The sequence below is a fragment of the Arthrobacter sp. SDTb3-6 genome (genome assembly GCF_013376095.1).
GTDB lineage: Bacteria > Actinomycetota > Actinomycetes > Actinomycetales > Micrococcaceae > Specibacter.
Window position 1 is genome coordinate 65975 of the sequence record NZ_JAAMFN010000015.1, and the last position, 15272, is coordinate 81246.

General features: G+C 68.4%; 12 protein-coding genes. 8 read left to right on the top strand and 4 right to left on the bottom strand.

The annotated features are described in order from the left end of the window. The first annotated feature begins 76 nt into the window (after positions 1–76). The gene (locus G6035_RS09370) at positions 77–1447 is read left to right on the top strand and encodes an alpha/beta hydrolase family protein (RefSeq protein ID WP_176616819.1); all 1371 of its coding nucleotides are present in this window, start codon (positions 77–79) and stop codon (positions 1445–1447) included. Next, positions 1444–3978: a DUF2156 domain-containing protein gene (locus G6035_RS20585; RefSeq protein ID WP_176616820.1), complete on the top strand. Its 2535-nt coding sequence runs from the start codon at positions 1444–1446 to the stop codon at positions 3976–3978. The genes G6035_RS09370 and G6035_RS20585 overlap by 4 nt, the downstream gene beginning before the upstream one ends. A gap of 70 nt (positions 3979–4048) precedes the next feature. On the opposite strand, the gene G6035_RS09380 is transcribed toward G6035_RS20585, so the two are convergent. From G6035_RS09380 to nucS, 3 genes are all read right to left on the bottom strand, one after another. Then, positions 4049–4252: a cold-shock protein gene (locus G6035_RS09380; protein ID WP_176616821.1), complete on the bottom strand. Its 204-nt coding sequence runs from the start codon at positions 4250–4252 to the stop codon at positions 4049–4051. Between the two features lie 102 nt (positions 4253–4354). Beyond that, on the bottom strand, positions 4355–5599 hold the full coding sequence (locus G6035_RS09385) for an N-acetylglucosamine-6-phosphate deacetylase (RefSeq protein ID WP_176616822.1): 1245 nt from the start codon (positions 5597–5599) through the stop codon (positions 4355–4357). A gap of 64 nt (positions 5600–5663) precedes the next feature. Next, positions 5664–6359, bottom strand: coding sequence for an endonuclease NucS (nucS, locus tag G6035_RS09390; RefSeq protein ID WP_176616823.1), 696 nt, complete (start codon positions 6357–6359; stop codon positions 5664–5666). Between the two features lie 92 nt (positions 6360–6451). Here nucS and G6035_RS09395 point away from each other — a divergent pair, with 92 nt between their 5' ends. Together G6035_RS09395 and G6035_RS09400 are read left to right on the top strand one after the other, a co-directional pair. Beyond that, positions 6452–6796 carry an ATP/GTP-binding protein gene (locus G6035_RS09395; RefSeq protein WP_176616824.1) on the top strand — a complete coding sequence of 115 codons (345 nt, stop codon included), beginning with the start codon at positions 6452–6454 and terminating at the stop codon, positions 6794–6796. A gap of 10 nt (positions 6797–6806) precedes the next feature. Continuing rightward, a complete protein-coding gene (locus G6035_RS09400) occupies positions 6807–7601 on the top strand; it encodes an alpha/beta hydrolase (RefSeq protein WP_176616825.1) in 795 nt (264 codons plus the stop codon). A gap of 64 nt (positions 7602–7665) precedes the next feature. Here the strand turns inward: G6035_RS09400 and G6035_RS09405 are convergent, their stop codons facing one another. Continuing rightward, positions 7666–9135 (bottom strand): AI-2E family transporter, encoded by a 1470-nt coding sequence (locus G6035_RS09405; protein ID WP_371130941.1) that lies wholly within the window; start codon positions 9133–9135, stop codon positions 7666–7668. Positions 9136–9390: 255 nt separating this feature from the next. Here G6035_RS09405 and G6035_RS09410 point away from each other — a divergent pair, with 255 nt between their 5' ends. The 4 genes from G6035_RS09410 to G6035_RS09425 all read left to right on the top strand — a co-directional run bounded on the left by G6035_RS09410 (position 9391) and on the right by G6035_RS09425 (position 15241). Further along, positions 9391–11757 (top strand): hypothetical protein, encoded by a 2367-nt coding sequence (locus G6035_RS09410; RefSeq protein WP_176616826.1) that lies wholly within the window; start codon positions 9391–9393, stop codon positions 11755–11757. Positions 11758–11831: 74 nt separating this feature from the next. After that, a complete protein-coding gene (locus tag G6035_RS09415) occupies positions 11832–12773 on the top strand; it encodes a tetratricopeptide repeat protein (RefSeq protein WP_176616827.1) in 942 nt (313 codons plus the stop codon). Positions 12774–12872: 99 nt separating this feature from the next. Further along, entirely contained in the window at positions 12873–13676 is an 804-nt protein-coding gene (locus G6035_RS09420) for an ABC transporter ATP-binding protein (RefSeq protein ID WP_176616828.1), read from the top strand. Continuing rightward, complete coding sequence (locus G6035_RS09425) at positions 13658–15241, top strand: transporter (RefSeq protein ID WP_176616829.1); 1584 nt, start codon at positions 13658–13660, stop codon at positions 15239–15241. The genes G6035_RS09420 and G6035_RS09425 overlap by 19 nt, the downstream gene beginning before the upstream one ends. The last annotated feature ends 31 nt before the right edge of the window (positions 15242–15272 follow it).

A 15272-nucleotide genomic window follows, 5' to 3' on the forward strand; every position in this document is an offset into this window, starting at 1 on the left:
AGCCTCCCAGAATTTGGCACTAATATCTCCAGTGTTGCCCGATGTTGGATGCGGGACAGGCGGAAAAGGGCAAGCAATGCAATTAGGTGTGTGGATTTATGGGCTGAGCCTGGCCTCGGGATTCCTGCCTCTGGCGGCCTTTGTCTTGGGCGTCGTTGCGCTGGCGTACCTGCTGGTCCGCCGCTCCCGCCGTTGGTGGATTTTCTGCGCACTGTCGGCAGCCGTCTCGGCGGCCCTGGGGATGTTGCTTTGCTGGGCCGTCATCCACGTCTGGTACTGGTGGCCTGAAGACCTTCCCGCCACCGTCGTTGCCTGCGTGGCTTTCGGCATCTGGGGCCTGGTCCTCGGATTGGCGACGGCGCTTCTTGGCTTGGGCGGGCGTCGCGCGCGCGAGGGACAGGTGCGCCATGGCGGCCGCCAGGTGCGAGCGGGCACGTCCTTGGTGAGGCGGTTGCTGGGCGTGGCTGCCGGCGTCGTCGTGCTCGTGGTTTGTGCGGTGCAGGTCAATGTCTACTTTGGCGAATACCCCACGGTGGGCAGCCTGGTACGCGGGGACCCGGCCCTGGCCCGGGGCATCCCTCATTTCCTGCAAAAGAAGAGCGCGGAGCGCTTCCGGCTGCTGCCGGTGGAGGACGGCTGGGTGCCGCCCAGCAAAATGTTGAACGGCGAATTCCGCCAGGTCACCATTCCCGGGAAGGTTTCCGGCTTTCATGCCCGCCCTGCGGTGGTCTACCTGCCTCCGGCCTACTTCGCGCCACGTGCGCCAGCTCTTCCGGTGGTGGTGTTGGTCACCGGGCAGCCGGGATCGCCGGAGAACTGGCTCGTCTCCGGGCACCTGCCCCAGACCATGGCTGATTACGCCCGAGCCCATCACGGCCTGGCACCCGTCGTGGTCATGCCGGATGCCAACGGCAGCCAGGAAGCCAACACGATGTGCATGAACTCGGCCCTCGGCCGCGCGGACACCTACATGGCGGTGGACGTGCCGCATTGGATTTCCGCGACCCTGAACGTGGACACGAACCACGAGCATTGGGCCGTGGCGGGGTTTTCCTACGGCGGCACCTGCGCCATGGAGATGGTCACCCGGCACCCCAGCGTCTACAGGACATTTGCAGCCATCTCCGCGGAGCGGGAGCCGGCGCTGACCGCCGACCGGGCCGTGACCATCCAGCGCGCCTTCCACGGCAATGCGTCCGCGTTCGACGCCGTGGTGCCCTTGACGTTGCTCGACCACAAAAATTACCCGTTCGTCCAGGGCTGGTTTGCCAGTGGCCAACAGGACCAGGTGTACACCCACAATGCCGTGGTGCTTGAGGCTGCGGCGCGCAGGGCCGGCATGAAGGTGGAACGCACCACCTTCCCGGGCGGACACTCGTGGATCATGGTGACGGAGGCGCTGCCTTCGGCGTTTGCCTACCTCGGCGCGCGACTGGGACTGCAGTGACGGCTGCCTTCGCCAGCTGGGTGCGCCGGACGCCCTTCTCGCTGGCCGTCGTGGCGGCGACCGTCGTCGTGGTGGTTGGCACCCGGTCGGTTATTTACCCCCTGTCCCGGTTTGTGGCCGGCGCTGCCGGTCTGCAGTCCACCGACTTGGTGCACGGGCAGTGGTGGTCGTTCATCACCACGCTGTTCCTCACCCAGGGCCCTGCCGGATTGTTGGCCGCGCTGGCCCTGCTGATAGGGGTGCTGGGCCTCGCAGAGGTCACGGTGGGCACGTGGCGGGCCGCAGCTTTGTTCTTCTCGGTGCAGCTCGCGGCGGCGGTGGTCTTCACCGGCGTCGTGCAACTGGGCGGGGCCCTTGGCATTGAATGGCTTCAGGGCATGCAGGAGGCGACCCTCATGGGGCCGTACGCGGCTTCGGCCGGCGCCCTGATGGCTGCAAGCCGGTTGGTCAGCCGCATGTGGCGCCGGCGCATGCGCAACCTGGTGCTGGCCACCGCGGTGATGCTGACCCTCTATGTGGGCCATGCACAGAACCTGTTCATCCTGGTGGCGGCGCTGGTGGGCCTGGTGATGGGTATGGCACTGCTCCCGGCACGGACCGCCCCCTACGTGGTGCGCTCCACCAGCCGTGAAACGCGGACCAACCTGGCCATTGTGGTGGCCGTCTTTGCCGTGGGCCCGCTCATGGCCGCCGTCGCCCACATCCCGGTGGGTCCGCTGGCCAGGCTGCGCAACCTGGTGGTCAACCCGGTGCCCAGCATTGGCCAGCTGCAGGCGGCCTGCACGCCGCTGGAGGAATCCTGCCGCGGCCTGGGGCACGGCATGGGTCTCTGGGGTCCGGGCGGGCACCTGCTGGCACTGGCCCCCATGCTGCTGCTCCTGGCGTGTGCCGAGGGGCTGCGGCGGGGGAACCGGCTGGCCCTTTGGATGGCCGTCTACCTGCACCTGGTGATCGGTGTCATGAGCGCGTTTTACCTCCAGGTGTTTGCCGGCTTCGGGCTGCCGCTGCTGCGGGGACGCCGCGTTCTGAGCATTGACAGCTCCGCGTGGGAGGTATTCCCCGTGGTCCTGGTGCCGTTTGTCATCGCCGCCGTCCTGGTGTCCCGGCGCCGCCACTTCCACATCGACCCGGACCCTGCCCTGCGCCGCCGGGCCGCCGTCCTGCTGCCAATCATGCTCGGCGCCTTCGTGGCGCTGTACGCAGCCGCCTGGTACCTGGAAGGCAACGAACAGGGCAAATACGGGTTCATCGGCCTCTTTGCCAGCCTGCCCAGGGTGCTGCTGCCCTACCCCTTCCCCTTTGGTTATGGGGCCGCCGTGTACCCGCACGGTTTCTTCTCCACGCTGCTCTTCAGCATGGGCGGGGCCGCGTTATGGACCGCCAGTGTGGTCGTGGTCCTGGGACTGTTCCTGAGCCGCCGCGTGGTGTCCGGTCCGGCCGGTGCGGACAAGGCAGCCGCGGCGGCCCTGGTGCACCGCGGTGGCGATTCGCTGTCCTGGATGGCGCTCTGGCCCGGCAACGAGTACTGGTTTACGCCGGCGCGGACCGCCGGCTTTGCCTACCAGGAACATTTTGGCGTCGCGGTGACCGTAGGCGGACCCCTGGGGGAGCCGGCGGACTACCCGGCCGCCGTGAACGGATTCATTGATTATTGCTCCGAACAATCCCTGACCCCGTGTTTTTATTCACTGACCGATGAATGCTGGGAAACCTTGGAGCGCCGCGGTTTCCACCGTGCGGGCGTGGCCACCGAAACCCTCCTGGACATCCGTGCCATGGAATTCAAGGGCAAGGAATGGCAAAACGTGCGCACGGCCCTCAACAAGGCGGCCAAACTCCAGGTTGAGGCGAGCTGGCAGAAATACTCGGGGCTCAGCACCGGCCTGCGCACGCAGATCCACGAAATTTCCGAAGACTGGGTGTCGGAAAGGGCGCTGCCCGAACTGGGATTCACGCTGGGCACCGTGGAGCAGCTCAAGGACGACAACGTCCAGGTCTGCCTCGCCGTGGACGGCACCGGCCGCGTCCACGGTGTCACGAGCTGGCTGCCCGTCTTCGCGGACGGGGAAGTGGTCAGCTGGACGCTGGACTTCATGCGCCGCAACGACGGCGCCTTCAAGGGCGTGATGGAGTTCCTGATTGCGGAGGCCGTGCTGCACTTCCGCGACCAGGTCGAATACATCTCCCTGTCCGGATCGCCCCTGGCCGTCAGCGCGCCGGAAGTGCCGGCGGCCGAAGGCGGCCCGGGCACCGCGGCCGCCGAGGCGCCCGGGACGGACATGCATCCGCTTCTGGCACTCGAGGGCACCTCGATGGAACGGATCCTGGGCGTGCTGGCCCGGACCCTGGAGCCGGTGTACGGATTCGCGTCGCTGGCCAACTTCAAAAAGAGGTTCCAGCCGCGGCACCGTACGCTTTACATGGCCTACCAGGATCCGCTGTCGCTGCCGGCCATCGGCCGCGCCGTGGGGGAGGCCTACATGCCAAATGTCTCCGTCCGCGAGCTGACGCGGCTGCTGCGCCGGGCGTAGCCGGCCGCCCAACCGGCGCAAAAAAGGGCCCCGGCGCCATGGCCGGGGCCCTTTCAGGCAGCGTTACCTGCTACAGCGTTGAGACACCGGTGGCCTGCGGCCCCTTGGCGCCCTGGCCGATTTCAAATTCGACGCGTGCATTTTCTTCCAGCGACTTGAAGCCGGCGCCCTGGATTTCCGAATAGTGGACGAAGACATCGCCATCGGCATTGTCCGGGGTGATAAAGCCGAAGCCCTTTTCAGCGTTGAACCACTTGACGGTTCCCTGTGCCATTGTTTCTCCTCATAAATGTAATGCCCATGCAAGACAGCCTTCAGCATGGCATGCATCACATTTCTGGTCAACGAGACGACGCAATCATTACCTGGAAAGTAACTAATTCAACCACTTGCCGGCACGCATCACGTGCTGCAATGCCAGGGATTCGTCCACCACCAGGGCGTCGGCGCGCAGGCCGCGGCGCAGGGAGCCCACCTCATCGGTCAGGCCCAGCACTTCGGCGGGAACCGCGGTGGCGGAGCGGAGCGCATCCGTGAACTTGACACCGGCACCCACGGTGCGGCGCACCACGTCAAGCAGGGTTGCCGTGCCGCCGGCGATCGAGCCGGTGGCGTCAAGGGTGGCCACGCCGTCCTTGACCGTGACGGGCGAAGGGCCCAGCATGTACTGCCCGTCGGCGAGCCCCGCGGCCGCCATGGAATCGGTGACCAGCAGGATGTTGGCGGCACCCACCAGCGCAAACACGGTGTTGACGGTCTCCGGGTCCAGGTGGGTGTTGTCGGCCACCAGCTCCACGGCGGCGTGGCCGGCCTTCGCAGCGCGCAGGCAGGCGGCGACGGGGCCGGGGGAGCGGTGGTGCATGGGAGGCATTCCGTTGAAAAGGTGGGTCACTGTGGGACGGCCGGAAACGCCGTCGAAGCCGGTGGAGCCGAGGCCTTCGCGGGCCTGGGCGAGGGATTCGGCCGCCGTCGCGGTGTCGCAGTCGGAGTGGCCCACCGACGGGGTGATGCCGTGGGCGGTCAGCAGGTCCACGAGGTCGGCGGCGCCGGCCAGTTCGGGTGCGTAGGTCATGGTGGCGATGGTGCCCTCGCCGGCCTCGATCAACGCGGCCGTCAGCTCCAGGTCCGGCTCGAGCAGGAAATCGGGGTTCTGTGCGCCGCAGCGGGCGTGGGAGAGGAAGGGGCCTTCCAGGTGGATGCCGGCGAGCAGCCCTTCAGCGGTCATTTTCGCGTAGATGCCGATGCCCTTGAGAAGGTCCTTCGGCGCCGCGGTGACCAGGCTGGCCAGCAGCGTCGTGGTGCCGGCACGGTGCAGGAAGTCCACGGCGGTGCGGGCCGATGCCTCGTCGCCGCTGGGGAAGTCGCCGCCGTTGCCGCCGTGGTTGTGGACGTCCACGAGGCCCGGGATGAGGCGCTGCCCGGCGGGCAGGGTGATGATGTTGGCCGGGTCCAGCCCGGCGGGCTCAAAGCCGGGTTCGTCGAAGTGGTCGGCCCGGCCCGCATAGGCGATCCGTTCCCCCTCCACCGCCAGCAGACCGTCCTCCACCAGTCCGTGGTCGGTGTGGACGGGACCGTGGATCAGGGTCTTGGCGGGCTGGGCCGCGTCAGTGGGTTCGCTCATGCGTCAAGTCTAGCCAGCGGCGCGTTGGGGGGCGGCGCCTGCCGCCGCCGGGGAGGCGCGGCTGCTAAAAGAGCCGCGAGGCGCTGTCGTCCACCCCGCGCATGGCGTCATAGTCCAGGGTCAGGCACTCAATGCCCCGGTCCTCGGCGAGCACGCGCGCCTGCGGCTTGATCTGCTGGGCGGCGAAGATGCCGCGCACGGGTGCCAGCAGCGGATCCCGGTTGAGCAGTTCGAGGTACCGGGTGAGCTGTTCGACACCGTCGATGTCGCCCCGGCGCTTGAGCTCGATGGCCACGGCGGCGCCCTGGGCGTCCCGCGCCAGGATGTCCACCGGCCCGATGGCCGTGAAGTACTCCCGGCGCACCAGCGTGAAGCCGCTGCCCAGGAGCTCGATCTGGGCCGCCAGCAGCCGTTGCAGGTCCGCCTCGACACCATCCTTGATCAGTCCGGGGTCGGTGCCAAGGTCGTGGCTGGACTCGTGGATGTGCTCGTGGATGTTGATGATGAGCTTGTCGTCCGCCTTGGTGGACTGCACCACCCACTGTTCCACCACGCCGTCCTCCAACTCGGCGTCGGTGGGCAGCACCGTGCGCAGCGTGGCCGGCGGGCTCATCCAGTTCAGCGGCTTGTAGGAACCGCCGTCGGAGTGGACCAGCACGGATCCGTCGGCCTTGACCAGCAGCAGCCGGATGGCCAGGGGAAGATGGGCTTTGAGGCGTCCGACGTAGTCGACGGAGCACTTGGCAATCACTAAACGCACGCCCTCCACAATAGCGGGTCTTCGCCGGTGGCAGCGGTGTGGGCCGGCGGCCTGGTTGGGTGCGGCAGGCACCCGTGCGGCACAATGGTGGCATGCCCCGCTCAAACCATCCGCGACGCCGTCGAACGTCCAGCTTGGGGCGGGCAGCGGGCGGGAAGGGCGCGGCGGCGGACGAAGAACTGGACCTGGACCGGGCGCGGCTGGGCATCCCCGAGCGGGAATCGGCGCCGGACGGCGAGTGGGCGGTGCGCACCATCACGGCCCGCAACGCGCAGAAGGTGTACACCTGCCCGGGCTGCAACCACCCCGTCCAGCCGGGCGTGGCGCACCTGGTGGTGTGGCAGGAAGATGCCCTGTTTGGCGCGGAAGCCGGGCTGCGCGACCGCCGGCACTGGCACACCAACTGTTGGCGGGGCCGCAGCTACCGTTACAGATAGGCTGGTAGGCATGGCACTTGACCCGGCAACCCCTGACTTTTCCACCCCCGGCGCACCCGTTGCGGTCCGTGCATCCACGGTGCTGCCCGCCCTGCGCGAAAACATTGGACTGACGACGGCGGACGGGCTCACCCTGGTCGGGGAGCTCGCGCTGCCGGCCGACGGCGTGGTCCGGGCCACGCTCATCACGCTGCACCCGCTGCCCACCCACGGCGGCTTCATGGACTCGCACGTCTACAAGAAGGCGTCGTACCGCCTGCCGGCGATGGCCGGGATTGCCGTGTTGAGGTTTAACACCCGCGGCACGTCGTCGCCGCGAGGCACCAGCGGCGGCGCATTTGACGACGGTGTGGGGGAACGGCTGGACCTGGAAGCGGCGGTGCAGTTTGCCGTGGACCGCGGGCTGCCGAACCGGTGGCTCGTGGGCTGGTCCTTTGGCACCGAACTGGTGCTCAAGTACGGCGCGCTGGAGCCGGCGGCCTCCCAGGTGGAGGGCGCCGTGCTGCTTTCCCCGCCGCTGCACCGGGCCGGGGACGCGGACCTGGCAGCCTGGGCTGCCTTCGGCAAGCCGCTGGCCGTGCTGGTGCCCGAGTTTGACGACTACCTGCAGCCGGAGGCCGCGCGGGAGCGGTTCGCACTGGTCCCGCAGGCCCGGATGGTGGCCGTCGACGGCGCAAAGCACCTGTGGGTCGGGGAAAAATATGTGGTGCGGGTGCTGACCGAGATGGCCTCGACGGTCTTGGGGCGCAGCGTGGAACTGCCCGCCGCGTGGCAGGGGCCGGTGGCCGCCGCGCCCGCGGGATAGGCGGCAGCCGCCGCGGCGTCCACCCGACAGGGCGGCCGGGCAGCGCGGCGGGACACGCAGGCCGCTACATCTTGTCCTGCCGGATGATGAACACTTCCTTGACCAGCAGCATGACGGCCGCGGCGGTCGGAATGGCAATGAGTGCGCCCAGAACGCCCAGCAGGCTGCCCCCGGCAATGACGGAAATGACGGCGACGGCGCCCGGCACGGCCACGGCCTTCTGCATGATGCGCGGGGAGATGAAGTAGGCCTCGAACTGCAGGTAGGCAAAATAGCAGATGGCGTAAATGACGGCCGTCTGCCACCCGGCCGTCAGGCTGACGGCGATCACCACGACGGCCGCCAGCATGCCGCCCACCAGCGGAATGAAAGCAAGGAGCGCCACCACGAAGGCCAGCAGGACGCTGAAGGGGACGTGCAGGATGCTCATGACGATGAAGGCGAACACGGCATTGAGCACCGCAACGCAAACCTGGCCGATCACGTAGTTGCCCACGCCGCGGGTGATTTCCTCGCTGAGCTCCTCCACACGGGCCCGTTTCGACCGTGGCGCCAGGCGGTAGCCCCACTTCTTCATGGACGGCAGCGACGCCAGGAAATAGAGGCTCAGGACCAGCACGATCAAGGTGCCGAACAGGCCGTTGGCGATGGTGCTGCCAACACCCACCACGCCGCCAAAGATGCCGCCGACGGTCTGCGCGTTTTGGAAGAACTTGGCCACCTGGGCATTGATGGTGTCCACCACGTGGTACTGCACGTCCAGTTGGTGGAACAGGTCCGAGCTGAGGAACTCATTGATCCAGCCGGGCGCCTTGACTACAAGCTGCGTTGTCTGGTCGACAATCGTGGGGATCAGCGTGGCGAAGAAGATGGCGACCAGGCCGAGGAGGACCACCAGCGCCAGCACAATGCCCAGCGGCCGGGGCACCTTCCGCATCTCCAGCCACCGCACCACGGGGTCCAGTCCCAGCGCAATGAACAGGGCCGTGACAATCCACAGCAGCAGCTGGGAGGTGTTGGCCATGATGTAGTTCAGGAACAGCGCAATTCCCACACCCACCGTGCCCATGAAGCCAAAATAGATGGGGTGGCGGAACATGCCGGCGGTCGGGGACAGCGCGGAACCGGCTTCGGTTTCGACACCGGCCCCGGCCGTTTCGGACGGCAGCGCGAAGCGCACGCGCGGCTGTGCGCCCGGAAGCGGCTGCCGGACCCTCTGGGCCAGCCAGGCGCGCCATCCCGGGGCTGCCGGACCCGCTGCGGGGACGGACGACGCCGGCTCCGGCCCGGGCGCCCCGCCCCGGCCTCCCGTCGGTGTTCCGTCGGGAGCGGTGCGGTTAGCCGTGGCGGGCCCGGGGCTGGCGGGCCCGTTGCTTTCAGTGCCGTTGCCGGCGCGCGGGGACGCCCCGTCTGCCGGGGAAGGCACCCGGGGGGCGCCCGCAGCCTCCGGTTCCGGGCCGGCGTCGTTCCTCAGGGAGGCATGGTTGCCGGAGGGATCCGGTCCAGGTGCGTCGGATTCATGGGAAGAACTCAAGGGATGCTGCCTTCGTGTTCGGGAGTGTCAGGCCTCGCCAAAGCCCGGTTGTTCATGGTGAGTCGACAGTATCAGCGACAGGTTGCCCGGGATGGCCATTTCCGCCGCCCGGACGGGGTGCGCCAAGCCGTGCCGGTTGCCGTCCGGGGCGGTGCCGGGGATGAGAGTTTCCTCGCAAAACGGGGCCAAAGATAACGTTTCGGTTACCCTTGAACCAACGATCTTAGTAGTTTTCCGCCGATGTTAGGTATGTATTTGCGTTCCAAGATTGCAGTTGTCCTGGTCATTTTGGGCCTGGTGGTCCTCGGTTTGGGGATCGGCCAGCGCACCATCTGGCTCCCGCCGGCCACGATCACGGCCAGCGTCCAGGGCAGTGTTGCGCCTGCGCCCCTGACCGTGATCGGCCCCGACGTGCTTAACGCCAAGGACGGCAACTTCACGATGACCATTAAGGCCAAGGGCCCCATCCAACTGGCCGTTGGCCAGCAGCGGGACATCAGCGGCTGGGTGGGCAAGGCCGCGCACACCGACATTACGGGCGTGAACAGCGACTTCACGGCGCTGGCCGCCAAGGGTGTCGCCGGCGATGCCAAGGTTCCGAACCCGGCAGGCTCGGACATGTGGGTCAGTGAGGAAAAGGCCACCGGCGAGCTGAGCTACACCTGGCAGGCTCCGGGCCACGGAGACTGGGCCCTGCTCCTGTCCTCGGACGGCACGGCGCCGGCCCCCACCGACATTTCGCTCACCACGGACAACGACGCCGGGACCCCCTGGGCGGTGCCGTTGATGATCATCGGCTCGGCGCTGCTGGCGCTGGCTGCACTGCTGTTCTTCATCGCACCGCGCAGGCCGCAGGCCGCCGTGGCCGGGCGCCGGGCCGCGGGCCGGGCCCCGTCCGATGCCGCAACCGGCACGATGGAGGTGGAGAAGATCCTGGCAGCCCGCGAACAGGCTGCCCGGGCGCGGGAGCCAAAGCCGGCGACGATCGCCGATGCCCGCCGCGCCGCGCGCCGCAACGAAGCCGCGGTCCCGGTCGACGGCGCAGCCGCCCCGGCGGCCACTCCCGGCACGGAGGCGGGCACGGACCACGCCACTGCACTGCCGGGGGCAGTCCTGGGAGGTAGGCGCGGCACGGGTGCCGCGGCAACCACGGCCATCCCGCTTCCCGGCACGGCGCCGGCCGCCAGCGCTTCCGGTGATGAGAAGCCGGACGGTGCCGACGCCGCCTCCGACGGCGGCAATGAGGCAGTCAAGCCCACGGGCGGGAACAGGGACCGGAACGACGGCGGCGACGCAGGCACCCCCGCTGGTTCCGGAGCTGCCGCACAACAGCCTCCGGCCGGGGGATCCCCCTCGGCGGACAACGCGGTCGCAGGAGGCCCCGGCAGCGGGGCCGCGAAGGGGGCCACGACCGGCACGGCCAAGGGTGGCGCCAAGGACAATAACGGGAAAGGTGCCAAGGGCACTGCCAAGACCGGCACCGGCAACAAGACCAAAAACAACGCGAAGGGCGGCGCAAAAGGCAAGCCCGGGGCAGGGAAGAAGGAGTTCACGGCCGGGCCGGCCGCCGTCGTACGTCCTCAGGACCGGCGCATATCGCCGGTGAGGCTGCGCTGGGGGGCTGCCGTTGCCACCGTCCTGGTGGCAGGAACCGTCGGGCCGGCCATGGCGGCCGACCCCACCACGCCCGCGGCCGGCCCCTCGGCGTCGTCAACGGCCAGCGCCTCGGCCACGGAAGGGGCAACCGTCGGGCTCCCCGTGCTCCTGGACAGCCAGGTGCAGCGGATCGCCGCGGCCGTGTCCACGGTGGTGGCCTCGGGCGACAGTGCCAAGAACGCCAAGGAACTTCAGTCCCGCGTCGCCGGAATGGCGCTGCAGGTCCGGGCGGCCAACTACAAGATCCGGTCCAAGGTGTCCACGCAGGCGGCCCCGGACCCGGTCCAAGGCACCCGGCTGCTGGCCCGGGTTGTGACGACGGACTCGTCGTGGCCGCGTTCAGCCATTTTTGTCACGCAGGGGGACGGCAACGCCCTGCCCCAGCTGCTGACCCTCGTCCAGGCCGGCCCCCGTGACAACTACAAGCTGGTCAACGCTTCGCCGCTGCTGCCAGGACAGACGTTCCCGCAGGTCGACAAGGAGGGCGCCGCCGGTGTTCCGCTGGATTCGGCCACCGGGCTGCAGATGAGCCCGAAGGCCGCCATTGCCGCACTCAGTGACCGGTTGACGAAGGCGGACAGCAAGTGGAAGTCCACGTTCAAGGACACCGTGTACATCCCGAGCGTGCTCAGCACGCAGGCGAATGTGCTCAAGGAAGCCAAGGACGCCAGCTACGTCTTCAGCCATACACCGGACCTGAAGTCGGCGCTGGCCATGCGCACGGCCGACGGCGGCGCCATGGTGGTGGTGGGCTACACCTTCGGCATTGATGCAACGTCAAAGGCGGAGGCAACCCTGACCATTGGCCCGGACGCGGCGGTCTTTGCCGGCGGCACGACCACCACCACGGGCTTCGTGCTGCAGTACGGCGAGCCGGTGGTCATGTACATTCCGCCGGCGTCGGCCAAGGGGCAGATCAGCATTGTCTCCGCCAACCGCAGCCTGGTGGGGGCCAAGTTCAAGTAACCGGGCTGTACCGTCAGTTTCGCCCGCGGCGTGATTCCAAAACGCCGCGGGCGCCGCAACGTTAGAGTGGGTCCATGAGCCAAAACAGTTCCATGCCTGCCGTACCGCCCTCCGGCGCCAACCTGCGCGGCGCCGTCGACCTCTCCGCCCTGAAAAACCGTGCCACGGCACCGGCAGGCGGTAACCGCGGCGGGTCCCCCTACGCAGTTGATGTCAACGAACAAAGCTTCCAGGAGTTCGTGGGCCTGTCCCAAAAGGTGCCCGTGGTGGTGTCCCTGGGCTCCAGCCGCTCCAACCAGTCGGCCGTCCTGAACGGTGTGCTGGAAAAGCTCATGAACGACTATGCCGGCAAGATTGCGCTGGGCCGCGTGGATGCCGACACGAGCCCCGGGATCGCCCAGGCGTTTGGCGTTGCGGCCATTCCAACGGTCGTGGCGTTGATCAACGGCCAGCCCGTGCCTTTGTTTGAGGGTGATCTGCCGGAGGAGCAGATCAAGAACTTCCTGGACGAATTGTTGAAGGTGGCAGCCACCAATGGGGTCACCGGAAACCTCGGTGGCGCCCCCGAACCTGCCGCGGCGGAGGCCCCGCCGCTGCCGCCCCTGCACCAGGCCGCCTTCGACGCCATCGAGGCGGGGGACCTGGCCACCGCGGAGGCAGCCTACGAAAAGGCACTGGCGGAGAAGCCGAACGACGCCGACGCGAAGGTGGGGCTGGCGCAGGTCCACCTCATGCGCCGTACGGCCGGTCTGGACGCGGCCCAGGCCGACGCCCTTCGCACACGGGCCGCGGGGGACCCGGACGATGTCGAGGCACAGCTGGCCATCGCCGACCTGGACGTCACGGGGGGCCATGTGGAGGACGGGCTCGCCCGGCTGGTGAAGTTCATTTCCCTCCACTTCGGGCCGGAACGGGACACCGTCCGCCTGCGCCTGCTCGAACTTTACGAGGTGGTGGGCGCCGCGGACCCGCGGGTCTCAGCCTCACGCCAGGCCCTGGCCCGGGCCCTGTTCTAGACCCGGCGCACCAAAGGCCGCCGGGTGCCGCCCCGGACCTGGCGGAATTCATCCTTTCGGATGGCGATCCCGGCGGCCCTGGCTTGTTAGTGTGGCGCCATGACTGAGATTGCGCCGCACCTGACGGAGCCCGCGGCAGCCGCCCAACGGCCACCGGCCCTGGCCATCCGGGGCCTCGTCAAGCGCTTCGGCACCAAGGTGGCAGTCGACGCCATCAACCTGGACGTTCCCGCGGGGTCCTTTTACGGTCTGGTGGGGCCCAACGGGGCCGGCAAGACCACCACGCTTTCCATGGCCACAGGGCTCCTGCGCCCGGACGCCGGCCAGGTGTGGGTGCACGGGGTCGAGGTGTGGGGCCGCCCACTGGAGGCGAAGCGCCTCATGGGCCTGCTGCCCGACGGCGTCCGCCTGTTCGACCGGCTCACGGGCGAACAGCTGGTCACCTACGCCGGGCTGTTGCGCGGCATGGACAAGGACACCGTGGCCGGGCGCGTCGCGGACCTGCTGGCAACCCTCGACCTGGCCAAGGACGCCGGGACGCTGGTGGTTGACTACTCAGCAGGGATGACCAAGAAGATTGCCTTGGCTGCCGCGCTGATCCACGCGCCGCGGCTGCTGGTCCTTGACGAGCCGTTCGAGTCCGTTGACCCGGTCTCTGCGGCCAACATCCGCGACATCCTGCACGGCTACGTCGATTCGGGCGGCACGGTGATTGTCTCCAGCCATGTCATGGACCTGGTCCAGCGCATGTGCGGCCACGTGGCCGTCATCGCCGGCGGGAACGTCCTCGCCGCGGGCACAGTGGAGCAGGTCCGCGGCGGGCTGAGCCTGGAGGACAGGTTCGTGGAGCTGGTCGGTGGCAGGAACCAGGGGACGGGGCTGGCGTGGTTGCGCACCTCCTAAGGCTGAAGCTGGCGCTGCTGCGCAACTCGCTGCGCCGCAGCCCCATGCAGCTTATTGGGCTGGCGATCGGCGCCCTGTATGGGCTGGGCGTGTTGGGCATGGTGCTGGTGGGCCTCGCCGTCCTGGGCACGCAGGGTCCCGGGACGATCGGGGTCGTCATTGTCCTGGCGGGCTCGGCCCTGTTCCTGGGCTGGCTGATCATTCCCGTGGTGGCCGCCGGGCTGGACATGACGCTGGACCCTGCGCGGTTCACCACCTATTCGGTTCCCATGACGTCGCTGCTGGCCGGGCTGGCGCTGTCCGGCTTCATCGGCATTCCGGGGGCCATCACGCTGCTGGCCTCCGTTGGCACGGCCGCCGCCTGGTGGCGGCAGCCCGTGGCCGCCGGTGCGGCGGTCCTGTGCGGGGCACTCGCCGCCCTGACATGCGTTGTCGCGTCCCGTGCCATGACTGCGGCCAGCGCCAGCCTGGCGTCCTCCCGCAGGTTCAAGGACCTCAGCGGCGTGGTCCTGCTGGTGCCCCTGCTCTTTCTCGGCCCGATCATCGCCGGTGTCACGGCCGGCGTCAAGGACCTCCAGGCGTATTTGCCCTCGCTCGCCAACACCCTGTCATGGACCCCGCTGGGCGCGGTCTGGGCCGTCCCTGCTGAGGTGGCGGCGGACCGTTGGGGCCTGGCCGGCGCGAAGCTGGCCATTGCCCTGGCGGCCACTGCCGCCCTGGCCTGGATGTGGAAGGCCTGCCTGGCGAAGGCCTTGGTAACGCCCGCCTATGCAGGAAACTCCGGACGCAGTGCCGGCAACATGGGCTTTTTCAGGCTGTTTCCGCCAACGCCTGCCGGCGCCGTTGCCGCCCGCAGCCTGACGTACTGGCTTCGGGATCCGCGCTACAGCGCAGGCCTGGTCATTGCGCCGCTCCTGCCACTGGTGTTTGTCTTTGCCGGCTCCCGGACCGGGGGGATTGGGACCCTGGGCCTGACCCTGGGGCTGGGCGGGGTGCTTGCCGCATTCCTGGTGGTGTGGAGCATCTCCTCCGACATTTCCTACGACAACACCGCCTTTGCGCTGCACCTGGCCGCCGGCGTTTCCGGGACGGCCGACCGTGCCGGCCGTGCGATGGCGGCAGCCTGCCTGGCGCTCCCGCTCGGCCTCCTGTACGCAGTTGTGGGGGCGGGGATGGCCGGTACGTGGGCGCTCCTGCCAGCCGTGCTGGGCCTGACCGTCGGGGTGGTTGGCAGCGGGCTGGGCCTGGCCAGCGTCTTTTCCGCCCGCTTCACCATGAACGCGCCGCTGCCGGGTGACAGCCCCTTGAAATCCAAGCCCGGCAACAACTTTTCCGCCATGCTCATCCAGATGGCCGGCTTTGCCGGTGTCGGCGTCCTGCTGCTCCCCGAAATTGTCCTGGCCGTCGTCGCGATGGCCACCAGGCAGCCCGTGTTCGGCTGGATGTCCCTGACGTGCGGCATCGTCCTGGGGGCCGTGTTCGTGCTGGCCGGCATCCGGATCGGGGCCCGGATTTACGACCGCCGCGCGCCCGAACTGCTGCTTGCCGTTTCGGCTGATCGCTGACACTCGATAAGGTTGGTTCCAGCGAACACCC

Coding starts and splice junctions, on each gene's coding strand:
- G6035_RS09370 (WP_176616819.1), top strand. CDS start 77: ATGCAATTAGGTGTGTGGATTTATGGGCTGAGCCTGGCCTCGGGATTC.
- G6035_RS09380 (WP_176616821.1), bottom strand. CDS start 4,252: ATGGCACAGGGAACCGTCAAGTGGTTCAACGCTGAAAAGGGCTTCGGC.
- G6035_RS09385 (WP_176616822.1), bottom strand. CDS start 5,599: ATGAGCGAACCCACTGACGCGGCCCAGCCCGCCAAGACCCTGATCCAC.
- G6035_RS09395 (WP_176616824.1), top strand. CDS start 6,452: ATGCCCCGCTCAAACCATCCGCGACGCCGTCGAACGTCCAGCTTGGGG.
- G6035_RS09400 (WP_176616825.1), top strand. CDS start 6,807: ATGGCACTTGACCCGGCAACCCCTGACTTTTCCACCCCCGGCGCACCC.
- G6035_RS09415 (WP_176616827.1), top strand. CDS start 11,832: ATGAGCCAAAACAGTTCCATGCCTGCCGTACCGCCCTCCGGCGCCAAC.
- G6035_RS09420 (WP_176616828.1), top strand. CDS start 12,873: ATGACTGAGATTGCGCCGCACCTGACGGAGCCCGCGGCAGCCGCCCAA.